This window comes from Roseovarius atlanticus (genome assembly GCF_019802205.1).
Classification (GTDB): domain Bacteria; phylum Pseudomonadota; class Alphaproteobacteria; order Rhodobacterales; family Rhodobacteraceae; genus Roseovarius; species Roseovarius atlanticus_A.
In genome coordinates, this window is record NZ_JAHVHQ010000004.1 from 448509 (window position 1) to 473263 (window position 24755).

A 24755-nucleotide genomic window follows, 5' to 3' on the forward strand; every position below is an offset into this window, starting at 1 on the left:
GCGCGGTCCCATATTTGCTGTGCCTGTTTTTGCTGCTTGCCGCGGCGGGGATGGTCCAGTTCGGCCTCGGTCTTGCCAGCGATCTTGCCGACAACCGGACGATCCGCGCCCTTCATGCCGGCCGGACCGCAGAGCCACGCGCCGCCGGCGACCCGCGTGCGCATCTTGCCATGGCGCTCTTCCTGTCCTGGCGCGGCCGCATTGCCGAGGCCGAGGCACTCGCGCCCTTTTTGGAGGATGCGCCCAACGCGCTCCGCTCGGATTTCCACTACGCCATAGGAAATGCGCGAATGCGCGAGGCCTACGAATACATCGCGACCCGACGCATCGACGACGCCGCCCCCGTCGTGGCACTTGCCAAGGCGGCCTACCGCGACGCGCTGCGCGCCGAACCGGGCAATTATGATGCAAAGGTCAATCTCGACCTGGCCTCGCGGCTTGTCCGCGACATGCCGCGTCCGGGTGCCGAAAAGGGTGAAGAGGACGAAAAACAGCCGCGCCAGATCTGGACCGACCTTCCCGGATTGCCCAGGGGGGCGCCATGAGCCGTTTTCGCCGCCTCGCGCCGCCACTGGCCGCATGCGCATTCGCAGCGTTGGCCGCGGCTGATCCGGGAATGCCGGTCGAGCAGAACTTGCGGGACGCCCTTGTCGTAGTTGATGTGACGCGCTCGATGAACGTGCGCGACATGGGCGGACGGGCGCGCCTCGATGCCGTGCGGATCGACCTGCGCAACTGGATCGCCGATCAACCGTGCGGCACGCGGGTCGGCCTCGCGCTTTTTACCGAGCGCCGCAGCCTGACGCTCTTCACGCCCATTGACGTCTGCACCGATTTCGCGAGCCTGTCCGAGGCTCTGGAAATGCTCGACTGGCGCATGGCCTGGGAGGGCGACAGCCGTGTCGCCAAGGGACTGAATCACGCGCTTGACCGGGCTGCCGCCCTGGACGTCCCGCTGATCTTCGTGACTGACGGGCACGAGGCGCCACCACTGCCCTACAGCGGACCGGATCCCTATCGCGGCGACAGCCCTGGCGGCGTGATCGTTGGCGTGGGCGGGGCGACGCCGGCACCGATCCCGAAATTCGACAATGTCGGACGCGAGATCGGCTTTTACGAGGCGCAGGACGTGAATCATGCACCCGCCCGCCTGGGTGCACCGCCCAAGGATGCGTCCACCCGCCCCGGCTACCATCCCCGCAACAATCCCTATGGCGAAAGCGATCTTGATGGCAACGAACACCTTTCCGCCTTGCGGGCGTCCTATCTGGAGAGCCTTGCGGCCGCGCGTGAAATGGCCTTCGTGCGCTTAGACCAGGGAGGCACGGCTCTCGACGAAGCGCTGAAGGCCGTCGCGCCCGGACGCTCGATAGAGGTTCAAAGCGGTCTCGGACCGCTGTTCGGCGCGCTGTCGCTTGCCGCGCTTCTCTCAGGCTGGATGCAACGATCATCCGCCCGCACGCAAAAACGAACTCACTCCCAGTCCGGAAAAAGGAGCATCCCATGATCCGCGCAACCTTCTTCGCCGTCGCCATGCTGGCCGCAGGCCCGCTCTATGCCCACGGTCCCACACCGCAACGCGACGAGCAAACCGTCACCATATCGGCGCCGCCCGAAGCGGTCTGGGACGTGGTCGGCGATCCCGCCCGGCTTGCCGAATGGCATCCTGACGTCGAGAGCGTCGAGATGGACGATAGCGGCACCAAGCCGCAGCGCAGTGTCACCTTTACCGAGGGTGGCAGCGTGCTGGACGGCATAGACGTGGTCGATGACGACGCGATGAGCATCCGCTGGCGTCTCAGCGAGCCAAACCCTGAAGCGATAGCAGTGAGCTACTATACGAACGATATTTCCGTAACAGCCACCGAGGACGGGACTCAGGTTACCTGGCGTGCCAGTTTCTTCCGGGCGGATACGACGAACTACCCCGACGAGACATCCGACGATGCGGCCGCCGTAGAAGCGATGAAGACCTTCATTTCCGATGGGCTGGAGCACCTCCAGCACATGGCATCCGGCAGCTTGTAGGCAGATACGGGGCATCCGTTATTGCATAAGCCGTATTGCGACAGACCGTTGCCCTTCATGTCTCATGCTTGAGTTCGCGGCCTTTTCGGCGGCGATCCGGTACGACATCCGGCGACTGATCCAGATTTCCGAGGTCCATCGCGAGGTGAACCTTGGGGGCACGACTGTCGGCACCGGCGTGAATGTGCCCCGGGCTATCAGGCGCTGACGGTGTCCTAGCTTTCCGCGATCTCCGGCTCACCGCTGACAGCCCACGCAGACCTGCTGGAGACCGCTTACGGTCAAGGCGTCTTTGTCACCTATTCGGGCATCCTGAAGCGGGTTGCGGTGAAGCTGTCGAAAATCAGCGACGACCTTCGGTTGTTCAGCAACGGCCCGCTTGCGGGGATCGGCGAGATCCGCCTGCCGCCCGTGCAGGCCGGATCGTCCATCATGCCGGGCAAGGTCAACCTGGTCATTCCCGAGGCGGTGAATCAGGTCGCATTCGAGGCGATCGGCCTGATGGGTCTTTATTCGAGCGATGAAGGTCGCTCACGAGCGTGGGCCGGTACCACCCGCGAGGGATTGGACCGCCCGCCGCGGTCGCCCTGTAAGGGCATGAATAAATGTTATCCGTCGTAGCAGGATTTCTTGTTTGTCCGTAGGCTCCACCGAAATCTAGCTTGCTATAGCCAAACCAACGCGCTGTTGGCCAACAAAAGGGGAGAAAAAAATGTCGCTCACAAAATTATTGCTGTCGTTCATCGCGGCAGCTGTGATTGCCACCGTATCAACGTCTGCTCAGGCGCAAGAATACAGGGCAATCTTTGCGTCAGGTTTCAAACCCAATTCGCCTCACCACCAAGCTGCCCTAAAAATGAAAGAGGAAGTTGAAGCGGCCAGCGACGGTCGTATCGAAATCACCCTCTTGCATTCGGGCCAGGGCGGCAGTGCCCGGGAAGCCTTTGAAGCGCTCCAGATCGGCAGCATGCAGATCACGTGGGTACCCACCGCGCGGATCAGTGGTTTTGTCCCCGAGCTACAGGTCCTCGACCTGCCGTATCTGTTCCCAAACCGCGAAAAGATGATCGACGTTCTAGATGGTCCGGTTGGCAAGGAACTGCTTGAATTTCTGACACCGCAGGGTGTTCGGGGCGTTGGCTACTATGTCGACGGTTTCAAAAACATGACGGCAAATAAGCCCTTGCGCACGCTCGATGATTTCGAAGGCTTCAAGATGCGGACAATGGAAAGCGGGATCATCATGGAACAATACCGTGCCTTGGGTGCCGACCCGGTGCCAGTGGCATTTCTCGAAGTATATAATGCGCTTCAGATGAACATGGTCGACGGTCAGGAAAATCCGGTCAACCTGATCCACGATATGAAATTCTACGAAGTGCAAGACTATCTGATGCTGACGGAGCATGCGATGCTGGCCGGGGTTTTGATTTATTCGAGCAGTTGGTTCGACAGCCTGCCGGCAGACCTTCAGTCCATCATGATGGAGGCAGGAAAGAAGATGATCGACCGTCAGCGTGCCGGTGTTCAGGAAGTGGAAGCCGCGGACCTTGAGCGGATCAGAGAGTCCGGCACAGAGATCGTCACCATCACTGACGCGCAAAAGGCGGCGTTCCGCGAGGCGACTTTGCCGGTTCACAAGATCTTCTCGGACGAGCGCGGCGGCGAGATGCTGAAGAAAATCTACGCAGCAACACAATAGTTACGCACTCCGCAGCGAAGCAATAACAAACAAATCAAGGGGGTGAGCGCGTGAAGCGGATACTTCATTACCTGGACAGATTTGAGCAACTCGTCATCGGGATTTTGCTGCTTGGTGTCACTGTAATACTTTTTGGCAACGTCGTACTTCGCTATCTCTTTAATTCCAACCTGGGTTGGGCGGAAGAGATGGCACGTTACGGCGTCGTCTGGATTACGATGATCGGGACAAGTGTCTGCCTTTCCAAGGGCGGGCATATCTCTGTCGATGCGATTTCCGCGCGCCTATCCGAAAGGGGAAAAGACGTTCAGCAGATTTTTGTCCTGGCCTGCGGCACGGCCGCAGCGGCCATTGGATTTTACTACTCCATGACTATCACGTTGAAGGTAACGAACCTGGGCCAAATGAGTTCGACGCTCAACGTTCCAATGACATTTGTTTACGGGGCGATGCCGGTGGGTTTCTTTCTGGCCGGACTTCGCTTTGCAACCGCGTTGATTGTCCGGATCGCGGGTCGGCAGTCTCGCGCCGGCGATGCCTCATGAGTTTGGTTTTGCTGCTTATCCTGATCGTGCTGATCATGGCAAATGTGCCGATATTTGCCGCAATGATGCTGGCGACTTTTGCTTTCACCTTCTTTTACGTCGGTTTGCCGCTTGAAGCGCTGATCCAACGCATGTTTTCCGGGATGGACAAGTTTGCCTTGCTGGCGGTGCCATTGTTCATTTTTGCGGCGAATGTCATGAGAATTGGCGGGTTGTCGACCCGACTAATCAACCTGGCCCAATCTTTGGTAGGGCATTTGCCTGGCGGGCTGGCCCTGACGACAATCGTGGCCTGTATGCTGTTCGGCGCGGTGTCCGGTTCCAGCCCCGCGACGGTTGTCGCCATTGGTGGCATCATTCTTCCCGCCTTGAAAAAAAACAGCTACCCGGAACAATTTTCAGTCGGGATCGTGACCTCAAGCGCCTCGGTAGCCCTTATCATTCCTCCCAGCATCGGAATGATCATCTATGGTGTGGTCACGGGGGCGTCAGTTGGCGATCTGTTTATCGCCGGCATTGTGCCAGGCATCCTTATGGGCCTGTCTTTTTTGCTGTATTCTTGGTTCTATGCCAATCACAGCTCTCTGCCAACGGCGCCCAGAGCTTCGATGCGAGAAATCCTTATGTCGTTTCGCGCGGCACTTTGGGCCTTGGGTACGCCGGTCTTCATCTTGGGCGGTATCTATGGCGGTATCTTCACTCCGACCGAGGCCGCTGCAATTGCCTGTGTCTATGCGGTTGCCGTCACGGGCTTCATCTATCGTGAAATAACCTTGAAGCAACTGCTTGAAACGGCCGTCGAGTCCGCGGCGAACACCGCGCAGATCATGATCCTGATTGCGGTTGCATCCAGCTTTTCGTGGCTATTGACCGTGCAGCAAATCCCACAGGATTTCTCGGCTAGCCTGCTGTCGCTCAGTGAATCGCCTGTCGTAATCCTTTTGGTGATGAACCTGATCCTGCTTGTCGCCGGCATGTTCATCGATCCAACCTCAACGACGTTGATCTTTGCACCGATCTTCATACCCATCGCTATGTCGTTGGGCATGGACCCCGTGCACCTGGGGGTCATCATCGTGGTAAACGCTGCCATCGGGATGTACACACCACCTTTCGGGTTCAACCTGTTTGTTGCATCTGGCATATCGAAGCTGTCCATTGACAAGATGACACCTGGTGTAATGCCTTTCATTGCAATCGGGATCCTGTTCAGCTTGCTCGTGACCTTTGTGCCCCAATTGTCGCTCTGGCTGCCCGAGGCACTGAAATGATGGACCGTGACAACCCGGCCCTGAACAGGCTTGAGAAACAACTGAACCCGCAGCATTCTGCTGTGGCGGTCATTGATCTGCAGAATGATTTCGTGTCGGCTAAAGGGTTGCTTGCGCGGGAAAAAGGACTTGATGTTGAGCCGATCCGCCCGGTTATCAATGCTGCAAACAGTTTGGTTTCTTTGGCAAGAAAATCGGGTGTCCGGGTGTTCTGGATACGCGTCGTTCACACGATAGCGGACAGCCCGAAAAATTACCTGGAAAAGTACCTGGGGCATCTGCCGGAGGACCAATGGACGGATGATAAACTCTTGGCCAGGGAAGGAAGCTGGGGCGCTGAGTGGGACGAGGAAATCCTGCCCAGATTGGACAGCGAACCAGAAATCCTGAAACGAAACTATTCTGGTTTTTATGGGACGCACTTCGATCATATGTTACGCGCTCAGGGCGTGCGCACGTTGTTGTTCGCTGGGTGCAACACGAATGTTTGCGTTCAAGCAACGGCGTCCGATGCGTTCTACCGGGGATACTATTCGATCATGGTCGAGGATGCCTGCGCCAGCGTGACACCAGAGATGAATGCCAATTTCATCGAAAATCACAAGAAATGGTTCGGAGATACCACGGATATCGCGGCACTCAGGGCTTATTGGGGTTAGGCAACGATCTGCTTCAGCCGCGCGTTCTCCTGCTCGAGTTCTCGCAACCGCTCCATCTCCGACGGCATCAGACCCGCATACTTCTTCTTCCAATTGAAGAACGTCGCCGAGCTGATCCCGGATACCCGCGGCCAGCTCAACGAAGCGGCAATCCTGGCGGATCCGAAAAGTATCAGAGCCGAGCCACAAGCTGAAATTCTTAACTGTCATCAAGGCCAACAGCCCGAAATATCACTTGGGCACGAGCCAGAAGTCATTGGAACAAGGAATGAAAATCCACTAACAAGGGGCATTGCGGTTTGGGAGGAACGCGATGGAATTTCGGCAAATGAAAGCCTTTCAAACTGTGGCGAGTGCGGGCAGCTTTTCGCAGGCCGCGATGAGCTTGTCCGTGAGCCAGCCGATGGTCACGCGTCATATCCGCCTGCTTGAGGAAGAGTTGGGGGTCGAACTGTTTCACCGGACCGGACGTGGTGTCGTGCTGACCGAGGCAGGTGTCATGCTGAAGGAATTTGTCGACGAAATCATCGACCGCGAGGAGGTGGCGCGCAATGTCGTTTCGGCAATGCAGAAGAGTCCAAAAGGCAAACTTGTCCTCGGCGTGCCGCCATCGGTTGGAACCGTTCTGACCGTACCGTTGGTGAAAAAGATCAAGAACGAGTTTCCGAACGTGACACTGAGGGTGATCGAGGGGTTTTCGGGGCATATTCTGGAGTGGTTGACGGTAGGGAGGATCGATGCGGCGGTACTCTACAATCCACCGCGTCTGCCCTCGGTCGTGACCGAGCCTCTGGTCGAGGATGAGCTTTGCCTGATCGGTCCCATGGTTGCCCGGGATGCGCCTGATACGCAGGTCGTGAGTCTCGAAGTGATGTCGAGCCTGCCGATGATCCTGCCCAGTCGCCCGCACGGGCTACGGCGTCTTATTGACGATGAGATGACAAAGGCGGGCTGCGAACTTCGAGTGGACATGGAGCTGGAAGCGATGTCATCAAACCTCATGCTGGTGGAGGAGTCCTCGGGATATACCGTTTTGCCCTACGCCACGGTGCATAATCTGGTGCAGCAGCGCCGCGTCCGTGCCTGGAGGTTCGACCCTTCGCTGTCGCGGCAACTGCTTTTGGCCACCAGCACGAGCAAGCCGATGTCGCCCTTGATACGCTCGATGATGCGCACTTTCCGGCAGGAGGTGCGAGACATTATCTCAAGTTATCCTTGGCGACCTTGACCAGAGCGACCCCGGGCGCCCCCATTGTATGGGCCGCCCGGTGCATGGCCAGTTCGGCCAATCGGATCGGTCAGTCGGGCCGCGGCGGCTGATCGAGACGGACAATGTCATGCAGGTCAGACGACACCGGGTGATATCGTTCCAGAACAAGCGGGTCATGGCCGGGAATGATGCGGTCTTCGGCATCCTGACCGGCAAGCTGTTTCATCCGGCGAACACCATCGAGGACTTCTGCCGCGTTGTCGAAAACGGGGAAGGGTTGAGCGCGTTCCATGTTTGCATAGAAATGCGCCGCGTCGGAGCCCAGGACGACTGGACCCCGAGCCGTGTGGACCCGGACCACCTGAAGCCCGCGAGAATGGCCGCCGACATGGTGAACGGACAGGCCGGGCGCCAGCTCCTCGTCGCGATCGTGAAAGCAGACCTTCCCCTCGTATACGCGCCGGACCATGGTCACAACGTCTTCGACTTCGAAAGGGTGGTTGATGGCCTTGTGGCACATGCATCGGCCGGTGGCGTATTCCATCTCCGTGTCCTGAAGATGAAAGGTGGCTTCCGGAAACAGGTCGTTGTTGCCTGCGTGATCATAGTGCAGGTGGGAAATGATCACATCCTGAACCTTGGCGTGATCGATCCCTATGGCGGCCAACCCTTCGGCAACCGGCCGGATCAGGGTCCGGCCGCGCTTGACGCCCATATCGGCCGAGAACCCGGTATCGAGCACGAAGGTTCGCGTCTCGGATCGAATTGCCCAGACGAAGTAGTCGAGCGGCATGTCCACGTCGTGACTGTCCCCGCCCAGAAAATTCTGGGAGGACTTGCGGCCGTCATGCCCGTAACGAACGGCATGGATCTCGTAGGTGTCCGACATGCTAGGCCTCTGCCGCACCCTGTTCGGACGAGCCGACCTCGACATGCGCCCAGCCTTCGACGATCTTGACCATTGATGTGAAATCGCTGTCCGCGCCATACACTTGGTTGGTCATGCTGAGCATCTGGCGCACGGCGCTGCCCACGACCATCGGAACGCCCATCGCCTCGGCCTCGTCCACGCAAAGCCGAACATCCTTGAAGGATAGGCCGGTGGCAAAACCGAAATCAAATGTCCGCGACAATACCGATTTGGGAAACTTGTCCTCGGTTGCACTGTTGCGGCCGCTGCCGGCGTTGATGACATCCAGCATGACCTTGGGGTCCAGCCCGGCCTTGACGCCCATGACGACGGCTTCGCAGGACGCGGCAAGCGCCGAGGCCGCGAGCAGGTTGTTCGCCAGCTTCATGGTCTGGGCCGAGCCAGGGTTTTCGCCCATGTAAAAGAGTTTGCCGAAAATCTCGAGAACCGGGGTCACCTCGTCATAGGCGCTGCGCGGGCCGGAGTTCATCACGGCCAGCGTGCCATTGCGCGCACCTTTCAGACCGCCACTGACCGGGCTGTCAATCATGGCTTTGCCTTCTTTTTCGAGAGCTGCGGCGATGTTGCTGGCAACGCGCGGGCCGGTTGTGCTGATGTCGACCAGTATGCGCATCGCCTTGCCGTGGATCGCGCCGTTTTCACCCAGCGCCACTTGCTCGAGAATTTGTGGGCTGGGCAGGCTGACGATAACGATCTCTGCACTGTCGGCAACGGAGCGCGGACTATCAGCCGCGGCGGCGCCAAGGGCCGTCAATCGTTGTGTTGCGGCAAGATCGGTGTCGTGGATCACCAAGTCGTAGCCTGCGTCGATCAGGCGGCCGGCCATCGGTTCGCCCATTTTGCCGACCCCGACAAAACCCAATTTCTGTTTGCTCATGTGTTTTCCTCCTCCGGTACCAGGCGTCCGGCCTGGGTGGTTCCATCCTGTGCAGGCGTGACGGCCTGCGCGTGTTTCGGGGCTGTTGCGTCTGCTGCGCTTTCAGCCACTTCGAAAAGTTCGATCACATCGCGGACTTCGATTCGGTCCCCGACGCCAAGCGCATCGACCGCTGCCGTGTACATGACCTTGTCTTTTGGACAGGAGGTCACGAAAGTCGTCACGCCCGGCAGGTCCATCGCCTCGCGAATGCGGTTCTCGCTGGGGCGCTCGGTCACGCCCTCGTCGTCCTGCCAGATCCGGCCGCCGCCGGCACCGCAGCAGAAGCTGTTCTCGCGGCAGCGCGGCATATCCTGCACCTCGAACCCTGCCGCTGCGATCAGCCGGCGCGGCGCATCGAATTCGCCGTTATAGCGGCCAAGGTAGCAGGGGTCATGATAGGTCGCCTTTCCGCCGGCGAGCCTGTGCGCCGCATTCAGCCGGCCGGCATCCAGCAGTTCGATCAGGAAAGTCGTGTAGTGCTGCACGTCATAGCGGGCATCGAACACGCCGTACTCGTTGCGAAGCGCATTGAGGCTGTGAGGGTCCGTCGTGATGATCCGGTTGAAGCTTGCGGCGTCAATCGCCTCGATATTGGCTTGGGCCAGCATTTCGAACAGGCCTTCTTCGCCCGAGCGGCGCACGTCGTTGCCGCTGTTGCGCTCGGCGTCGTAGAGGATGCCGAAATCAACCCCGGCGGCATTGAGAAGTTCGGCCACGCGGCGCGTCGTTTCCTGTGCGCGCGGGTCGAATGAGGCGTAGTCGCCGACGAACCACAGGACATCAACGGGTTCTTTCCGGGCATCCTTGGGCTTGAAGGAGAGGGCTTTTGTCCAACGTGCACGCTGACGCGCCGGGCGGCCCATCGAATTGCCCGTGTTCGTGAGATTCATGAAGGCATCCTGCATCCCGGCATTGACGGTGCCGTCCTCAACAAGGGTGCGGCGCAGATTGATGATCTTGGGCAGGTGCTCGATCTCGACCGGGCAAACCTCCTGGCAGGCGCTGCAAGTGGTGCAGGACCACAGGGTTTCCGGTGCGATGGCGCCGCCGACGATGGGTTCGTGGACACGGTCCGGGTCGCTCATCGCGTCGCGCAGATCGGTGATCAACAACTTGGGGCTAAGCGGCAGCCCCGCCGCATGGGCCGGGCAGGCCTCCTGGCAGCGCCCGCATTCGGTACAGGCCAGAAGGTCGAACTTCTGTTTCCAGTCGAACCCCGTGAACTCCTGAACGCCGGGCACATCCTTGTCTTCCGGCTGGTCGGGCGAGCGCCCGCGAGAGCCGAGATTCCGGAACCAGATATTCGGCGCGGCAAGGAACATGTGCCGGTGTTTCGAGCCGGGAATATAGATGAGGAACCCCAGGATCGCGCAGATGTGCACCCAGTAGAAGAAATGCTCACCCAGGCTCGCGTTGCCCTCGAACGCAGCCAGACCTTGGGCGATGGCTGCCGAGACGGGGCGCCAGCGCGGGTCTGCCCCCTCGAGCACGGCAAAGGCGGATTCCAGCAGCATCGAACCGACGATGGCCAGTATGAGAAAATAGATGGTCGTCGCATCGCGCGAGTTGGAGCCCCGGAACCGTGCGGGACGCATGACGTGCCGATGCCAGGCCGCCAGCGCAACGCCGACAATCATCACGAGGGCGAATATGTCTTGCAGCAGAGCAATCCAGGTGTTTCCGCCCACAGGGTCCAGGCTGAACCCGGGGAAGAGACCGGACCCGAAGGCCTGGATGATGGCGGTCGACAGCACCAGGAATGACGCGAAGATCATTGCGTGAAGCACGCCCGAGAGTGGCTTTCGCAAGAGCTTGCGATGCAAGCCCACGGCAGCCAGAACACCGGCCAGCCGAACACCCGGATCACCGCGACGCCCGGCAGCGGGCGCCTTGGCGAGCAGGGGCGTGATCAGGTGGCGAGAACGCCACCAGGTCACGGCGATGGCCAGCAGGGTTATCCCCCAGAGTATCACCTGTTCCGTCATGCGGCGTTGCCTGCCGCCGCGACCGGATTTTCTTCGAGGAGTTCCTCCAGCGCATCCATGAAGTCGAACATGTCGCATGTGGCGACATAGTGCGCGACGTTGAAGATCGGCGCGTCGGGATCACTGTTGATGGCCACGATCGCCTCTGCGGAGGACATGCCTTCGAGATGCTCCGGTGCGCCGGAGACCCCGAGCGCAATATACAGGCCCGGCTTGACCTTCTGGCCCGACTTGCCCACTTGGCGCAGTTTCTCCAGCAGACCGCCATCGACCACGGGGCGACTGCCGGCGAGTTCGGCCGATAGGGCAGTTGCAAGGCCACGGGCCTGTTCGATTCCGGTTTCGTCGCCGATTCCTCGTCCGACGCACAGGATCCGGTCCGCCTGTGTCAGGTCGACACCCGTCAATTCGGGGCGGTCTACGCCGGTCAGGCGGGAGCTGTTGCCAGCCTCTGCGTCTGTGCCCCGCGTCAGGACATCGGACGCCGGTTGCGACGGGGCGGCTTCGAATGCGCCCGGCGTGAGGGACAGCACGCAGCCGGCTCCGATTCTCGACGTGGCATCAAGTTTGCCGCCATAGATCTGGGAGCGGACGAGCAAATCGGCGCCGTCACGCTCCAGACCTGTCACGTAGGCGAGCATATCCAAGTCGCAGCGGGCGGCGAGCCACGGGCCGATGTCGAGACCGAGCGCGGAATAGGCCACCAGCACAACGTCGGGCCGATCCTCTACCACCAGGCTGGCCAACGCCGCCTGGGCGGCCTCGGCCGTGGGCAGTCCCACTGTTTCCGAAAGCAGGCTGACAACCTTGTCCGCAGCGCCAAACTGGTCCTTCGCTGCGTCCGGGTGGCCCAATGCGGCCACGGTCACCTCTCCGTCCTCACCGCATACGTTGCGGGCGGCGGTGATCAGTTCCAGGGAAACAGGCTCGAAGCCGGTGTCACTGGGGTCGCTGATGACGAGAACTTTCATGCCACTGCTCCGCTTCTGATGAGGTCAAGGAATTTCGCGGCTGCGTCTTCGGCTGTTCCTCCCAGGAACGTCGCGGCCTCGTCCCGCTCCGGACGCGCGAGTTTTACAAGGTCTCCGGAAGGTTCGAGCCGCTCGGCCTCTGCTGCCGCGGTGGCAATTGGCAGCTTCGAAGCTTCGCGAAGCTTGCTGCCGGAAACGTAGCGCGGCGCCTTGGATGCTGTCTGTACGCCCAGCACAGCGGGCAAATTCACTGCGTAGTGCGCAGTGACACCACCGCCGCGTTCCTGCGATACGGCAAGACCCGTGTCGGTCAGCGCCACATGGCTCGTGCCGGACAGGCCTGGCCAGCTCAGGATGGCAGAGAGATAAGGCGCAAGCTGACCATGCAGGTCTTCCGCCGCCTGTACGCCCGTCAGAACGAGATCGACACCTTCGTTCTTCGCAATCGCCGCCACATCATGAGCAATCACGCGTGACGAAATCATTTCATCCGGTTCGGTTTCATATTCGATGGCACGATCCGCGCCACGGGCCAAGGCCATTTGCAGAACCCGCCCGGCGCCTTCGCCGCACGCCAGCGCAATCACTTCGCCGCCACAGGCTTCTTTGAGCAGAATCGCTTCTTCCAGGGCTTGGTCATCGAAGTCGTTCAGTTTGAAATCAAGCCACTCGTAGTCAACGCCAGAGCTGTCTTCCAACAGTTCCAGCTCACATGCTGGGTCCGGCATCATGCGCAGCACGACCAGTAGTTTCACGGCGCTTCCTCCCGCTTTTGTCTTAACTCAAGTGCGTCGCGCTTGTGCCCGTGACCAGGCTGAAAAACCGGCGACGACTTCCTCCACGTACAGGCTAACCCTGTGGCGTTCCCGGCTGGAAGTGCCGCAGTGGTAATATCCGATATTACCTCAATGCGGATTGACCGGAGTGCCTGTCCCGCTGCTACTGTTAACACGTGGATTGGCCGGTGTTGCGCAGTTAATGCATTGAAGGGTAACGACTTTTTGTTCTCTTGGAGGAGGCGCGCAACCATCGATGGCTGGTTCGTCGGAGATGGCAAAGGGAGGAAAGAACATGCATTCTGATAAGGGAAAGGGCATGGCCGCGAAGGTATTGGCCATGGGATTTGTCGCTGCGATCGGCGCGACTTTTGCAGCGCCGGTCAGCGCTGCGGACGACACCGCGCAAGCGGCGAAAACCGGGTATGAGGGGGTGCCGCGCACCTGGCTCTGGAACCCCAACTTCAACGAGATGATCGACACGTCGCAGTACAAGAAGGAAGGTCCCTACGTGATCGGCTTCTCGAACGCGTCGATCTCCAACGCGTGGCGTGTCGCGTTCCAGCATGGTGTCCTCTGGGCTGCCGGCGAGAACTCGGATCAGATCGAACGCTTCCTGGTTACGGATGCGAATGACGATCCGTCCAAGCAGATCGCCGACATTCAGGACTTGATCAGTCAGGGTGTTGACCTGCTGCTAATCGCGTCAGCGACGGAAGAAGCTCTCGACAGTGTTGTCGGCCGCGCCACGCGGCAGGGCATCCCGGTTGTCATGGTGGACCGTAAGGTGTCGACCCGTGACAACTACATCACTTTCGTGACCGCTTCGGACACGGTGGTAGGCCGCATGGAAGCGCAATGGATGGCCGAATATCTCAACGGCGAGGGCGATATTGTCATGCTGCCCGGCATCGCCGGCTCGTCCGTGGCGGAAGATCGTATCAAGGCGAACAAGGAAGTCCTGGCGAAATTCCCCGGCATCAACGTGCTGGAGATGCAGTACACTGACTGGAACCCGGCCACGGGCAAATCGACCATGGCGGCCCTGCTCCAGAAATATGGCGACGAGATCGACGGCGTGTTGGCGGACAGTGCTCTTCAGGGCTACGGCGCGATCGAAGCCTATCTGGACGCCGGTTACGGCAAGGGTGAGATCCCTCCGATGACAGGCGGCGACGTGGCGCGGATGTACCAGCTCGCGCATACCTATGACGTGCCGATGATGGGGATCGACTACCCGACCTCGATGGGCATTACCGGCGTGGAAACTGCGCTTGACGTTCTCAATGGTGTTCCGGTTCCGGCCCGTGTGGAAGTCAACATGCAGGTCGTGACATCGCCGGATGCCGAGACTCCGTCGGTGCGGGCGGATCGCTATCTGTTGGATCACGTCAGCATGGATGATCCCGGTGATCTGTCGCCAAGCCACGGTCTTCCGGATGGCTACAACCCGGCCACGTTCGCCCCCGAATACCCCAAGTAAGGTAAAATCGTTTCCTGCCCCGCATGGAGGATGTGGGGCAGGGGCGTCGGGTTGTTCGGTAGAGGAAGTGGAGGAGCCAATGTCATTACCGGTTCTCGAGTTGCAGAAAATCGAGAAGGTCTATCCGGGTGTAAAGCCGCTGGACCAAGTCGATTTTCAGGTTTTGCCGGGTGAAGTTCATGCCTTGTTGGGGGAGAACGGTGCGGGCAAGTCCACGCTTACAAAAGTCATAGGTGGCAGCACCCGACCCAATGGTGGAAGCATCACTTATCTGGGCGAGACGGTGACATGGCGCTCGCCGCGACAGGCCCGCGATGCCGGTATACATATCATCCACCAGGAACTGGCGCTGTTTCCTGAACTGACGGTTGCCGAAAACATCCTGATCGACCACCAGCCGCGCGGAGCACTGGGATTGATCTCTCAAAGGACCCGGATGCGCAGGGCGCGTGAAGTGCTCGACATGCTCGGTGTCGACATCGATCCTGCAGCGCGGGTTGATGACCTGCCGCTGGCCGACCAGCAGATGGTGGAGATCGCCAAGGCTCTGGTGGGGGATCTGCGTTTGCTTATCCTTGATGAGCCGACGGCAGTCATCTCGGGCCGTGAAGTGGATCTTCTGTTCGACCGGATGCGCCACCTGCGCGCGCAGGGTATCGGGATCGTTTACATCTCGCACCGGCTTGAAGAGATTTTCGAGATTGCCGATCGGGTCACCGTGTTGAAGGACGGCCAGGTGGTTGGCACCCGGCCCGTGGCAGAGCTTTCTCGCGACCAGATGATCAGCATGATGGTCGGACGGGAGATTACCGGGATCTATCCGCCGAAGGCGGCCAGGCCGCCCGTTGGAGACCCGGTGCTTCGCATCCGGGGTCTTGCCTCCGGGCAGCGTGTGCGTGATGTCTCAATCGAACTGCGCGCGGGCGAGATCGTCGGCATGGCGGGGATGGTCGGCTCCGGTCGTACCGAAGTGGCGGATGCCGTGTTCGGGGTGGGGCCGGTCGACGGCGGGGAAATCCTGCTCGATGGTCAACCTCTGGGGAATCACAGTCCGGCCGAATCCATCGCCCGGGGCATCGGGTATCTGACCGAGAACCGTAAGGGGCAGGGCTTATTCCTGTCGATGCCGGTGTCACTGAACGTGGTCGCTCCGGCCCTTAAGGACGTCAGCGCCGGACCGATGATTGATGCCGCGCGGGAACGCGATATCGCCAAGGAGCAGGTCGCGGCCTTCTCGGTCGCCACACCGTCGGTCAAGACGCCGGTCGGGGCCTTGTCCGGCGGCAACCAGCAGAAGGTTCTGTTCTCCCGTTGGACAAGAATTTCGGACCGGCTGCTGATCCTCGATGAGCCGACGCGCGGCGTCGACGTCGGGGCCAAAGTCGAAATCTACCGTATCATTCGCGAGCTTGCCGACAAGGGACTGGCCATCCTCATGATCAGCAGCGAACTGCCCGAGGTCGTGGGGCTGTCCGATCGCGTGGTCGTGATGGCGAATGGCGTGGTCACCGGGGAAGTCACCGGGGACGACATCAACGAAGATTCGATCATGAAATATGCGGTCGCCAGCCATGGGGTAACCACGGCGACCCGGGAGGTCTTGTCATGAGTGCGCTGATCGCAATCTTTCGGGGCAACCGCCTGTTGCCGAGCTATCTTATTGTCCTGGCGCTGCTCATCATCATTCTGGTGGCGGGCGCCCAGGTGTCGGATCGGTTTCTGACATTTCGTAATTTCTCCTCTCTGTTTCAGCAGATGATCGTGCTCGGCCTCGTCAGTCTCGGGCAGACGTTCGCCATCCTGCTTGGCGGGATCGACCTTTCGATCGGCGCCCTGGTCGGGGCGGTCACGGTTTTCCTTGCCTCGTTCCTTGAATGGCAACCGCATCTGATGTGGGTGGCCGTTCCGGCCGCGCTGCTCTTGGGGGCGCTGGTCGGGGCAATCAACGGACTTCTGTCGGTCACGCTCCGGGTGCATCCCTTGATCGTGACGCTGGGCATGTCGTCGGTGATATTCGGCCTGACCTTGATGTATCGAAAGATACCCGGCGGATCTGTTCCGATCGTGTTCGAGGAACTGGCCTATGGCAGTTTCTGGGGGGTGCCGATCCCGGCACTGGCCCTGGTGTTCTTCTTCGCCGTGGCTGGGCTTTGGCTGCAACGCAGCCGGTCGGGGCGCATGATCTACTTCGTCGGTGGGGATGAAGAGGCTGCCCGCCTGAACGGCGTACCAGTCAACCGCGTCAAGGTGCTTGCCTTTGCGCTTGCGGGTCTGTGCTCGGCGCTCGCCGCAGTGTTCCTGACGGCCAAGACCGGGGTCGGCGATCCGAGGATCGGCACGGCCCTCACGCTCCAGTCGATCACGCCGGTCATCGTCGGCGGTACCATCCTGGCAGGTGGGCGTGGCGGCGTGCTCGGCACCTTTCTCGGCGTGTTGCTTGTGACAATGTTGAACAACCTTCTGAATTTCGCGGGCGTGTCGAGCTACTGGCAATGGGTGGTCCAGGGCGGGATCATCATCATCGCCGTTGGTCTGCATCGCTCGAGAGGAAAGGCACAATGATGGAAGCGGACAAGAGCCCGGCACGCACGGCCGGCGGAGAGGGTCTGAACATTGCGGCCATAATGGAGAAGTGGGGCCTCTACATGTTCCTCGGTCTTCTTCTGGTGGTGGCCGCGGCGACGTCGCCGGCATTCCTGGCGCCCGAGAACATAGTCAATGTCCTGACCATCGCCGCACCGCTCGGCATGGTCGTGATCGGCCAGGTGTTCGTCATCCTGGTGCGCGGGCTCGATCTTTCAGTCGCCTCGCTCATGGCCACGGTGGCGGTAATGGCCACCGCGTTCAAATCAACCGACGATTCCATGATCCCGGCCATATTCGCCGCGGCGCTGGTCATGTCTGCGCTGGTGGGGCTGGTCAATGGCTGGCTGGTCGCGCGACGTGGCGTGAGCCCGTTCCTTGCGACCTTGGCAACCATGATCATCCTGCAAGGCGCGCGCTTTGCCTACACCGGCGGGGCACCGATTTCGACGCTGCCACCGGGTATGAGCTGGCTGGCATCGGGGCGGGTGATGGGCATTCCCGTCAACCTCATTGCGCTGCTTCTTCTGGCCCTGGCCGCCGGTGTGTTGCTGCACAAGTCCCGTCTGGGCCGCCAGATTTACATGGTGGGGACCAATCCGCAGGCTGCGCGTCTCAATGGCCTGTCGCCGGATCGGATCACCATCCTGTGCTACGTCATCTGTTCGGTATGCGCCGGCATCGGTGGTTTGTTCTTGCTCGGCTATGTCGGCACCGTGTCGAACTGGGTGGGACAGGGCTATGAACTGGATTCGATCGTCGCGGCGGTGATGGGTGGCGTCGCTCTCTCGGGCGGGCGCGGCACTGTCGTCGGCGCGCTGACCGGCGTCGTGGTGCTCGTCGTGATCAGCAACCTCGTCCTGCTGCTGGGTTTCCCGATCGAGCTGCAGGAAGTCATCAAGGGCATCATCATTATCGGTGCGGCAGCGTTCTACCGCGCGCGGCTGATGTGAGCCGGAAATCTCAAGTGGAGGAGAAACACATGTCAGTTTCGCAACTCAATACGAAACCCCGCAGGCCACGTCGCGACGAGGAGGTCGATGTCCTGATCGTCGGGGCCGGGCCGTCCGGGTCGGTCGCAGCGCTGGAGCTGGCCAAGGCTGGAATGTCAGTGGTCGTCATGGAGCAGGGCGACTGGCCGGAATACGCAGACTACACCGGCGCACGCCCCGAACACGAGCTGGTCTCGACCAAGCTGTGGCACCCGAACCCGAATGTCAGGGACAATCCGCGCGACTATCCGGTTGATACCTCCACCACGGATATCAATCCGCTGATGTACGCGGGGGTCGGTGGCAGCGCCAACCTATATGGGGCGCAGTGGATGCATTTTCTGCCCTCGGATTTCCGCGTGCGGAGCCTCGACGGTGTCGCAGATGACTGGCCGATGTCCTATGAGGAACTGCTGCCTTACCAGCTTGAGATCGAGCGTCAGGTCGGCGTTTCCGGCCTGTCGGGCGATCCGGCCTATCCGCCGCGCGGGCCGTACCCATTTCCGGCGTTGCCGATGGGCAGCGTGGGTTACAAGGGGATCGAAGGCCAGGAAAAGATGGGGTGGCACTGGTGGCCCGGCTCCAACGCGATCCCCTCGGAGCAGCATGGGCAATTGAATCCCTGTGTGCGTCGCGGCACCTGCCTGACGGGGTGTCCCGAGGGGGCGAAATCGACGACCGACCGCTCCCATTGGCCGATGGCTCTCAAGGCGGGGGCCATGCTTATCACCAACGCGCGCGTGTCGGAGATCGAAACCAACGATGAAGGCCTGGCGACCGGCGTCGTCTACTTCGATGCGAACGGACGCCAGCGGCGTCAAAAGGCGAAAGTTGTCATCCTCTGCGCCAACGGGGTGGGCACACCGCGCCTGCTGCTGATGTCCGGCGGCGAGGACGGGCTGGCTAACTCATCCGGCTTGGTGGGCAAGCGTCTGATGATGCACCCCTTCGCATCGGTTCTGGCATCCTTCCCGGATCCGCTCGACAGCTGGCGGGGGCCATTCGGCCAACAGATTTATTCGCTCGAATTCTACGAGACCGATGAAAGCCGCGGCTTCGTTCGGGGATCGAAGTGGAACTGCATGCCGTCGGGCGGCCCTGTGGGGGTGTCCGGGGCCATCGGCTCAAAGGTGTATGTCTCGGAAGAGGGCGATTATCGCGATTTCTGGGGTGGAAACCTTCACGACAACGTGGCGCGACGTTTCGGGCATTCGCTGATCTGGGGGATCGTCGGAGAAGACCTTCCCGAAGAAAGCAATCAGGTTGTTCTCTCCTCTGATCTTACGGACAGCGACGGTTTGCCGGCGCCTCAGATCCGCTATCAGGTCAACGAGAATTCCAATCGTCTGCTCCAGTTCAACATCGATCGGTGCCTGGAAAGCGTGAGAGCTGCCGGGGCGGTCGAGACGCTGGTGAGCACGCCGGTTCGCGAAAGCGGATGGCACCTGATTGGGACAACAGTCATGGGCGCGGATCCGAAAACCTCGGTCGTCGATCAGTGGGGCGCGGCGCATGACGTGCCGAACCTCTACGTCATGGACGCGTCGACCTTCCCGACGTCGGGCGCGACCAACCCGACCGCAACCATCATGGCTGTCGCGCTTCGCAACACGCGCCGGCTGATCGCGGAACGCAGAAACCAGAAGGTGGCCTGACATGACCCAAGAACAATCGACCACATTCATGGCACTGGCCGACGACCTGATCCCGGCCCATGATGGCATGCCGGCCTTCTCGAAGGTCTGCACCTTCGACGAAACGCTGGCCGCGCTGGATTTCCGCACGGACCTCAAGGAAGGCTTTTCGCGGGCGCTGGCCACGGACCTGAAAGAGGGCGCGTCCGCGCATCTCGACAGGATCGTGCAGGAGGACCCTCAAGCCTTCGAGGCGCTCAGCTCCGTCGCGCTGTGCACCTATTACATGAACCCGAAGGTTCGTGAGCTGATCGGATACCCGGGGCAGGAAAGCGTGCCCTACGATTCCAAGGCAACGCAGGACTATCTGACGGACGGTTCGCTGGCGCGGGTCATCGCGCGCGGGCCGATCTACAAGCCGACACCGGAACTCGCCGACTAAGGCAGCCCGAATACTATCTCAAATCCCAATATTGAAAGGAAAAAACCATGGACAAGGCAACATTCGACAAGGGCCTGGAAATTCGCAAATCGGTGCTTGGCGCCGAATTTGTAGAGAAATCGATCGGAGCGGCAGATGACTTCAACATGCCGCTTCAGGAACTGGTGACGGAGTATTGCTGGGGCGCCGTCTGGGGCCGCGATACGCTCGACAAGAAGACCCGCTCGATGTTGAACATCGCGATGCTCGCCTCCCTGAACCGCAAGCACGAACTGACGATGCATGTGAAAGGCGCGATCCGCAACGGCGTGACCAAGGAAGAAATCCGCGAGGTCCTGCTTCAGGTCGTTATCTATGCCGGTGTGCCGGCAGGCGTCGACAGCTTCCGGACCGCCAAGGAAGCACTGGCAGAGCTGGACGAATAATGCCACGCAATCAGGTTTCCGTAGAGACACATGAAATGCTAATCGGTGGGCGCTGGACCGGCGCCCATTCCGGGGAATATTTCGACAGCCACGATCCGTTCACAGGCGAGGTCTGGGCGCGGCTTCCGCGCGCCGGCGCAGAAGATGTCGAGAACGCGGTGGAGGCAGCAGACGCGGCGTTCCGTGGAGAGTGGAAGTCGATGACCGCGTCGAAACGCGGGCTTTTGCTGAACCGCTTTGCGGATCTCTTGGCGGAAGAGGCCGAACATCTCGCCGAACTGGAGACGCGGGACAATGGCAAGCTGATTGCCGAGATGCGCATGCAGCTCAACTACATGCCGCAATGGTATCGCTACTTCGGTGGTCTTGCAGACAAGATCGAGGGTCGGGTCATCCCGATCGATAAGCCGGGAGTGATGAACTACACCCGCGAGGAACCCGTGGGTGTCGTCGCGGCGATCACGCCATGGAACTCGCCCCTGATGCTGGCGTCCTGGAAGTTGGCACCGGCGCTGGCCGCAGGATGCACGGTCGTCTGGAAGCCGTCAGAGTTTTCCTCTGTCTCTGCCCTGGCGTTTGGCCGGTTGTTCGAAAGGGCGGGCTTCCCGCCCGGTGTCGTCAACATCGTCACTGGCCTGGGGCAGGAAATGGGCGAAGCTCTGGTGACACATCCGAAGGTCGCCAAGGTTGCCTTCACCGGCGGCGATGCCTCCGGTCGCAAGGTCTATGGCGGAGCGGCGGAGAACCTCAAGAAGGTGACGCTCGAACTAGGTGGTAAGTCCGCCAATATCGTCTTCGAGGATGCCAAAATGGAAGCCGCCATTCCCGGACTGGTGTCCGGGATTTTCGCGGCGTCCGGGCAGACCTGCATTGCCGGATCACGTGCCTTGGTGCAGCGATCGGTCTATGACGAGGTGCTCGAACGTCTTGTGGATTTCGCGCGCTCGGCGCAAATGGGCGATCCGCTGGACCCCGAGACCCAGGTCGGGCCGATCACGACCCAGCCGCAGCGCACCAAGGTGCTGAATTATATCAGTATCGCCAAGGGCGAGGGGGCGCGTTGCATGCTGGGGGGCACGGCGCCCGAAGGGAACGGCTGGTTCGTCGAGCCGACCATCTTCGGCGACGTCCGCCAGGATATGAGGATCGCGCAAGAGGAAGTGTTCGGTCCTGTACTGTCCGTCATCCCGTTCGAGGACGAGGAAGAGGCCGTGTCGATCGCCAATGACACCATTTACGGTCTCGCGGCGGGAGTCTGGACGCAGGATATCGGCCGGGCATTGCGCCTGCCCGAACGTCTGGAAGCTGGCACGGTCTGGGTGAACATGTATCGCGCAACCAGCCCGCTTTCGCCCTTCGGAGGGGTGAAGCAATCGGGCATTGGTCGGGAGAACGGCCAGACCGCCATCCGGGAATACCTTCAGGAAAAGTCCGTCTGGATCGACATGGAAAATTCGATACCGGCGCCATTTGTCCAGCGCTGAGGCGCGGGCACGGAAGACGCGAAGAGAGGAAGATCAAATGACCAGTAACGTTGCTGCGGCATCCGAACAACCGGATGCCGCCCGGGAATTCTTGCGCCGAGAGCATGGGCTCGTGATCGGTGCGGACCGTCGCTCGGCGGTTTCCGGGCAAACGCTTGAAGTGCTCGACCCCTCCAATGGATCGTGCCTTGGACGGGTTCCTGCCGGGGGCGAAGCGGATGTCGATCTCGCCGTCGCCGCGGCCCGGAAGGCACTCGACGGGCCATGGGGGCGCATGTCCCCTTCGGACAGGTCGCGCCTGATCTGGCGGCTGGCCGAGAGCCTTCTCGACCATGCCGAAGAACTGGCGACGATCAATACTCTCGAGAATGGCAAGCCGATCAGCGACAGCCTGAACGGCGAGGTTCCTTTCACAGCCGATGTCTTTCGATACTATGCTGGCTGGGCCACGAAGCTGAACGGCGAGACAATGACCGTAAACGCGCCCGGCGAGTGGCACACCTATACGCGTCGCGAACCGATTGGAGTGGTCGGACAGATCATCCCGTGGAATTTCCCCCTGGCGATGCTGGCCTGGAAAGTGGCGCCGGCGCTGGCCTGCGGCTGCACAATTGTCCTTAAGCCCGCGGAGGCAACGCCCATGGGGGCCCTCAGGGTGGCGGAACTGGCACTCGAAGCCGGCCTGCCAGAAGGTGTGCTCAACTTAGTTACGGGGTATGGCGCCGAAGCCGGAGCCGCGATCTCGGGACATCCGGGGATCGAGAAGGTGGCCTTCACCGGATCGACGGCGACCGGGCGCGCGATTGCTACGGCGGCGCTCGGGAACCTTAAGAAGGTGAGCCTTGAACTGGGCGGGAAGGCCCCGACCATCATCCTAAAGGATGCCGATCTCGAAACGGCCATCGATGGCGCCGCCTTCGGATCTTTCTTCAATGCGGGGCAGAGCTGTGGTGCAGGAACCCGGCTATTTGCGCATCGAGACGTCTTCGACCGGGTGGTCGAGGGCGTTGCCAAGGCGGGCGGCGCCATGCGCATTGGAGCCGGAATCGACACCGAGACGCAACTCGGGCCGGTCGTTTCGGACCAGCAGCAGGCGCGCATTTTACGGTTGCTTGACGAGGGGCGCACCGACGGCGCCGAGATGATCTGCGGCGGGCGTGCGGCCGATCGCGAGGGTTATTTCATAGAACCGACTGTTATTACCGATGTGACACCGGACATGTCGGTTATGCGTGAGGAGCTTTTTGGCCCGGTGGTTTGCGCGGTGCCGTTCGACGATGATGATATCGACACGTTGGCCAAGGCGGCGAATGACACCCAATACGGGCTGGCTGCCGCAATCTGGACCAACGATCTTGGACGTGCACACCGATTGGCCGCGAGAATCAAGGCCGGAACGATCTGGGTCAATACCCACAACTTCAACGACGCCACCATGCCGTTCGGCGGTTTCAAGCAGTCGGGATGGGGGCGCGATCTCGGTGCTCAGGCTTTGGAACTTTACTCGGAATCCAAGACAGTCGCCATCCGGCTGCCGGCGTAGGGAGGTGGAGATGGATTGCTTCGAAATCCTGGATCCGCGCTTTGCGCGGCTGATCGACCCCGTTGCCTTTCTCGAGAAGCTGCATGGAGAGAACCGCTGGGCCGAAGGCCCGGTCTGGTTCGGCGATCTGCGCTGCCTGATCTGGAGCGACATTCCCAACGACCGGATGCTGAAATGGGAAGAAGAGACTGGCGTCGTCTCGCTGTTTCGGGCGGGGATGGAGAACCCGAACGGCTCTACCCGAGACCGGCAGGGACGGTTGGTGACCTGTGAACAGGGTGGACGCCGGGTCTTGCGTACGGAAACGGATGGGACGGTAACCGTTTTGGCGGACCGGCACGCAGACGGACGATTGAATTCGCCGAACGACGTGGTGGTGAAATCCGATGGCTCCATCTGGTTTACCGATCCCAACTACGGGATCATATCCGACTATGTCGGCCGCAAGGCGGCGCAGGAGCAAACAGGGTGTCATGTTTTCCGGCTCGACCCGGCGAATGGAGAGCTTGCGGTCGTCGTCGATGATATGGACATGCCGAACGGCCTGGCCTTTTCACCCGATGAGAGCACGCTTTACATCGCTGACAGTGGTTGGCTGACCGACCGCAGCGCGCCACATCATCTGCGCGCCTTTGATGTGGAAGGTGACAAGCTGGGTGCCTCGCGTGTTCTGGCGGAAATCTCTCCCGGTATTCCCGACGGGTTTCGGGTGGACGTGGAAGGTCACCTATGGGTCAGTGCCTGGGACGGGGTTCATTGCCTGGCGCCCAGCGGGGAACTCATCGGAAAAATCCAAGTGCCTGAAGTTGTCGCGAATCTCTGCTTTGGCGGGGCGCGCTACAATCGTCTGTTCATTACTGCCACAACCGGCGTTTACTCGGTCTTTCTCAACACGACGGGTATCAGGTATGCCTCTGTGCTGAATTAGATCGGCACGATCGATCGGGGTTCTTCCGGTTGAAGGACAACAAAAGCGGCTACGGGCCGATGTCTACCTGGCACTTGACCCTTCCGTTTGCATGAAATATCCGTCTGAACTGTTGAGCGGGCGTTGTGTAATGGTAAGACCTCAGCCTTCCAAGCTGATGATACGGGTTCGATTCCCGTCGCCCGCTCCAGCCTCTTCCTTCCAGTTCCACGGACGGTGAAAGACCGTAACGCCCTTGACCCCG

General features: G+C 60.6%; 24 protein-coding genes, 1 tRNA gene and 2 pseudogenes. 21 read left to right on the plus strand and 6 right to left on the minus strand.

All coding sequences use genetic code 11. The features are described 5' to 3' along the window. The first annotated feature begins 29 nt into the window (after positions 1 to 29). The 9 genes and pseudogenes from KUV49_RS18820 (at position 30) to KUV49_RS18855 (ending at position 6205) form a co-directional block, all read left to right on the plus strand. Complete coding sequence (locus KUV49_RS18820; RefSeq protein WP_261391593.1) at positions 30 to 545, plus strand: hypothetical protein; 516 nt, start codon at positions 30 to 32, stop codon at positions 543 to 545. Next, positions 542 to 1507: a vWA domain-containing protein gene (locus KUV49_RS18825; RefSeq protein ID WP_222452486.1), complete on the plus strand. Its 966-nt coding sequence runs from the start codon at positions 542 to 544 to the stop codon at positions 1505 to 1507. Before KUV49_RS18820 ends, KUV49_RS18825 begins: the two co-directional genes overlap by 4 nt. After that, on the plus strand, positions 1504 to 2028 hold the full coding sequence (locus KUV49_RS18830; RefSeq protein ID WP_222452487.1) for an SRPBCC family protein: 525 nt from the start codon (positions 1504 to 1506) through the stop codon (positions 2026 to 2028). The genes KUV49_RS18825 and KUV49_RS18830 overlap by 4 nt, the downstream gene beginning before the upstream one ends. A 64-nt stretch (positions 2029 to 2092) precedes the next feature. Beyond that, positions 2093 to 2236, plus strand: a complete 144-nt coding sequence (locus tag KUV49_RS21585; protein WP_261391595.1) for a lyase family protein — start codon at positions 2093 to 2095, stop codon at positions 2234 to 2236. 35 nt (positions 2237 to 2271) lie between these two features. Then, positions 2272 to 2526 (plus strand): annotated as a pseudogene (locus tag KUV49_RS21590) (lyase family protein); the annotation flags it as partial. 214 nt (positions 2527 to 2740) lie between these two features. Next, positions 2741 to 3730, plus strand: a complete 990-nt coding sequence (locus KUV49_RS18840; protein ID WP_222452488.1) for a TRAP transporter substrate-binding protein — start codon at positions 2741 to 2743, stop codon at positions 3728 to 3730. 50 nt (positions 3731 to 3780) lie between these two features. Beyond that, the gene (locus KUV49_RS18845) at positions 3781 to 4275 is read left to right on the plus strand and encodes a TRAP transporter small permease (RefSeq protein WP_222452489.1); all 495 of its coding nucleotides are present in this window, start codon (positions 3781 to 3783) and stop codon (positions 4273 to 4275) included. Continuing rightward, positions 4272 to 5546 carry a TRAP transporter large permease gene (locus KUV49_RS18850; protein WP_222452490.1) on the plus strand — a complete coding sequence of 425 codons (1275 nt, stop codon included), beginning with the start codon at positions 4272 to 4274 and terminating at the stop codon, positions 5544 to 5546. Before KUV49_RS18845 ends, KUV49_RS18850 begins: the two co-directional genes overlap by 4 nt. Beyond that, positions 5543 to 6205, plus strand: coding sequence for a cysteine hydrolase family protein (locus tag KUV49_RS18855; protein ID WP_222452491.1), 663 nt, complete (start codon positions 5543 to 5545; stop codon positions 6203 to 6205). Before KUV49_RS18850 ends, KUV49_RS18855 begins: the two co-directional genes overlap by 4 nt. On the opposite strand, the pseudogene KUV49_RS18860 reads toward KUV49_RS18855, so the two are convergent. Further along, positions 6205 to 6333 (minus strand): annotated as a pseudogene (locus KUV49_RS18860) (transposase); the annotation flags it as partial. The gene KUV49_RS18855 and the pseudogene KUV49_RS18860 sit on opposite strands and share 1 nt — an antisense overlap. A 200-nt stretch (positions 6334 to 6533) precedes the next feature. Here KUV49_RS18860 and KUV49_RS18865 point away from each other — a divergent pair. Next, positions 6534 to 7433 (plus strand): LysR family transcriptional regulator, encoded by a 900-nt coding sequence (locus tag KUV49_RS18865; RefSeq protein ID WP_222452492.1) that lies wholly within the window; start codon positions 6534 to 6536, stop codon positions 7431 to 7433. Between the two features lie 70 nt (positions 7434 to 7503). On the opposite strand, the gene KUV49_RS18870 is transcribed toward KUV49_RS18865, so the two are convergent. The 5 genes from KUV49_RS18870 to KUV49_RS18890 are packed head-to-tail and all read right to left on the minus strand — an operon-like array spanning position 7504 to position 12976. Beyond that, positions 7504 to 8304: an N-acyl homoserine lactonase family protein gene (locus KUV49_RS18870; RefSeq protein WP_222452493.1), complete on the minus strand. Its 801-nt coding sequence runs from the start codon at positions 8302 to 8304 to the stop codon at positions 7504 to 7506. A gap of 1 nt (position 8305) precedes the next feature. Next, positions 8306 to 9223 (minus strand): NAD(P)-dependent oxidoreductase, encoded by a 918-nt coding sequence (locus tag KUV49_RS18875; protein WP_222452494.1) that lies wholly within the window; start codon positions 9221 to 9223, stop codon positions 8306 to 8308. Further along, positions 9220 to 11250: a heterodisulfide reductase-related iron-sulfur binding cluster gene (locus tag KUV49_RS18880; protein ID WP_222452495.1), complete on the minus strand. Its 2031-nt coding sequence runs from the start codon at positions 11248 to 11250 to the stop codon at positions 9220 to 9222. Before KUV49_RS18880 ends, KUV49_RS18875 begins: the two co-directional genes overlap by 4 nt. Beyond that, on the minus strand, positions 11247 to 12221 hold the full coding sequence (locus tag KUV49_RS18885; RefSeq protein WP_222452496.1) for an electron transfer flavoprotein subunit alpha/FixB family protein: 975 nt from the start codon (positions 12219 to 12221) through the stop codon (positions 11247 to 11249). Before KUV49_RS18885 ends, KUV49_RS18880 begins: the two co-directional genes overlap by 4 nt. Beyond that, positions 12218 to 12976 (minus strand): electron transfer flavoprotein subunit beta/FixA family protein, encoded by a 759-nt coding sequence (locus KUV49_RS18890; protein ID WP_222452497.1) that lies wholly within the window; start codon positions 12974 to 12976, stop codon positions 12218 to 12220. Before KUV49_RS18890 ends, KUV49_RS18885 begins: the two co-directional genes overlap by 4 nt. A gap of 316 nt (positions 12977 to 13292) precedes the next feature. On the opposite strand from KUV49_RS18890, the gene KUV49_RS18895 reads away from it, so the two are divergent. The 11 genes from KUV49_RS18895 to KUV49_RS18945 all read left to right on the plus strand — a co-directional run bounded on the left by KUV49_RS18895 (position 13293) and on the right by KUV49_RS18945 (position 24701). Next, positions 13293 to 14480, plus strand: a complete 1188-nt coding sequence (locus tag KUV49_RS18895; RefSeq protein ID WP_222452498.1) for a substrate-binding domain-containing protein — start codon at positions 13293 to 13295, stop codon at positions 14478 to 14480. Between the two features lie 79 nt (positions 14481 to 14559). Beyond that, positions 14560 to 16089 carry a sugar ABC transporter ATP-binding protein gene (locus tag KUV49_RS18900; protein ID WP_222452499.1) on the plus strand — a complete coding sequence of 510 codons (1530 nt, stop codon included), beginning with the start codon at positions 14560 to 14562 and terminating at the stop codon, positions 16087 to 16089. Further along, entirely contained in the window at positions 16086 to 17042 is a 957-nt protein-coding gene (locus KUV49_RS18905) for an ABC transporter permease (protein WP_222452500.1), read from the plus strand. The genes KUV49_RS18900 and KUV49_RS18905 overlap by 4 nt, the downstream gene beginning before the upstream one ends. Further along, complete coding sequence (locus KUV49_RS18910; protein WP_222452501.1) at positions 17039 to 18016, plus strand: ABC transporter permease; 978 nt, start codon at positions 17039 to 17041, stop codon at positions 18014 to 18016. Before KUV49_RS18905 ends, KUV49_RS18910 begins: the two co-directional genes overlap by 4 nt. A gap of 29 nt (positions 18017 to 18045) precedes the next feature. Then, positions 18046 to 19710 (plus strand): GMC family oxidoreductase, encoded by a 1665-nt coding sequence (locus tag KUV49_RS18915; RefSeq protein ID WP_222452502.1) that lies wholly within the window; start codon positions 18046 to 18048, stop codon positions 19708 to 19710. A gap of 1 nt (position 19711) precedes the next feature. Further along, a complete protein-coding gene (locus tag KUV49_RS18920; RefSeq protein WP_222452503.1) occupies positions 19712 to 20131 on the plus strand; it encodes a hypothetical protein in 420 nt (139 codons plus the stop codon). A 47-nt stretch (positions 20132 to 20178) separates the two neighbouring features. Next, a complete protein-coding gene (locus KUV49_RS18925) occupies positions 20179 to 20556 on the plus strand; it encodes a carboxymuconolactone decarboxylase family protein (RefSeq protein ID WP_222452504.1) in 378 nt (125 codons plus the stop codon). A gap of 35 nt (positions 20557 to 20591) precedes the next feature. Next, entirely contained in the window at positions 20592 to 22040 is a 1449-nt protein-coding gene (locus KUV49_RS18930; RefSeq protein WP_222452505.1) for an aldehyde dehydrogenase, read from the plus strand. Between the two features lie 37 nt (positions 22041 to 22077). Continuing rightward, on the plus strand, positions 22078 to 23583 hold the full coding sequence (locus KUV49_RS18935; protein ID WP_222452506.1) for an aldehyde dehydrogenase family protein: 1506 nt from the start codon (positions 22078 to 22080) through the stop codon (positions 23581 to 23583). Positions 23584 to 23593: 10 nt separating this feature from the next. Continuing rightward, entirely contained in the window at positions 23594 to 24511 is a 918-nt protein-coding gene (locus KUV49_RS18940; RefSeq protein WP_222452507.1) for an SMP-30/gluconolactonase/LRE family protein, read from the plus strand. A 116-nt stretch (positions 24512 to 24627) separates the two neighbouring features. Continuing rightward, positions 24628 to 24701: transfer RNA gene (locus KUV49_RS18945), tRNA-Gly, on the plus strand. Positions 24702 to 24755 lie beyond the last annotated feature (54 nt).

What these genes read in the sequence shown, in the direction of transcription:
- KUV49_RS18855 (WP_222452491.1), top strand. Translation starts at nt 5,543, where the DNA reads ATGATGGACCGTGACAACCCGGCCCTGAACAGGCTTGAGAAACAACTG.
- KUV49_RS18870 (WP_222452493.1), bottom strand. Translation starts at nt 8,304, where the DNA reads ATGTCGGACACCTACGAGATCCATGCCGTTCGTTACGGGCATGACGGC.
- KUV49_RS18910 (WP_222452501.1), top strand. Translation starts at nt 17,039, where the DNA reads ATGATGGAAGCGGACAAGAGCCCGGCACGCACGGCCGGCGGAGAGGGT.
- KUV49_RS18830 (WP_222452487.1), top strand. Translation starts at nt 1,504, where the DNA reads ATGATCCGCGCAACCTTCTTCGCCGTCGCCATGCTGGCCGCAGGCCCG.
- KUV49_RS18930 (WP_222452505.1), top strand. Translation starts at nt 20,592, where the DNA reads ATGCTAATCGGTGGGCGCTGGACCGGCGCCCATTCCGGGGAATATTTC.
- KUV49_RS18900 (WP_222452499.1), top strand. Translation starts at nt 14,560, where the DNA reads ATGTCATTACCGGTTCTCGAGTTGCAGAAAATCGAGAAGGTCTATCCG.
- KUV49_RS18920 (WP_222452503.1), top strand. Translation starts at nt 19,712, where the DNA reads ATGACCCAAGAACAATCGACCACATTCATGGCACTGGCCGACGACCTG.
- KUV49_RS18865 (WP_222452492.1), top strand. Translation starts at nt 6,534, where the DNA reads ATGAAAGCCTTTCAAACTGTGGCGAGTGCGGGCAGCTTTTCGCAGGCC.
- KUV49_RS18905 (WP_222452500.1), top strand. Translation starts at nt 16,086, where the DNA reads ATGAGTGCGCTGATCGCAATCTTTCGGGGCAACCGCCTGTTGCCGAGC.
- KUV49_RS18825 (WP_222452486.1), top strand. Translation starts at nt 542, where the DNA reads ATGAGCCGTTTTCGCCGCCTCGCGCCGCCACTGGCCGCATGCGCATTC.
- KUV49_RS18850 (WP_222452490.1), top strand. Translation starts at nt 4,272, where the DNA reads ATGAGTTTGGTTTTGCTGCTTATCCTGATCGTGCTGATCATGGCAAAT.
- KUV49_RS18840 (WP_222452488.1), top strand. Translation starts at nt 2,741, where the DNA reads ATGTCGCTCACAAAATTATTGCTGTCGTTCATCGCGGCAGCTGTGATT.
- KUV49_RS18935 (WP_222452506.1), top strand. Translation starts at nt 22,078, where the DNA reads ATGACCAGTAACGTTGCTGCGGCATCCGAACAACCGGATGCCGCCCGG.
- KUV49_RS18915 (WP_222452502.1), top strand. Translation starts at nt 18,046, where the DNA reads ATGTCAGTTTCGCAACTCAATACGAAACCCCGCAGGCCACGTCGCGAC.
- KUV49_RS18925 (WP_222452504.1), top strand. Translation starts at nt 20,179, where the DNA reads ATGGACAAGGCAACATTCGACAAGGGCCTGGAAATTCGCAAATCGGTG.
- KUV49_RS18895 (WP_222452498.1), top strand. Translation starts at nt 13,293, where the DNA reads ATGCATTCTGATAAGGGAAAGGGCATGGCCGCGAAGGTATTGGCCATG.
- KUV49_RS18940 (WP_222452507.1), top strand. Translation starts at nt 23,594, where the DNA reads ATGGATTGCTTCGAAATCCTGGATCCGCGCTTTGCGCGGCTGATCGAC.
- KUV49_RS18885 (WP_222452496.1), bottom strand. Translation starts at nt 12,221, where the DNA reads ATGAAAGTTCTCGTCATCAGCGACCCCAGTGACACCGGCTTCGAGCCT.
- KUV49_RS18875 (WP_222452494.1), bottom strand. Translation starts at nt 9,223, where the DNA reads ATGAGCAAACAGAAATTGGGTTTTGTCGGGGTCGGCAAAATGGGCGAA.
- KUV49_RS18880 (WP_222452495.1), bottom strand. Translation starts at nt 11,250, where the DNA reads ATGACGGAACAGGTGATACTCTGGGGGATAACCCTGCTGGCCATCGCC.
- KUV49_RS21585 (WP_261391595.1), top strand. Translation starts at nt 2,093, where the DNA reads ATGCTTGAGTTCGCGGCCTTTTCGGCGGCGATCCGGTACGACATCCGG.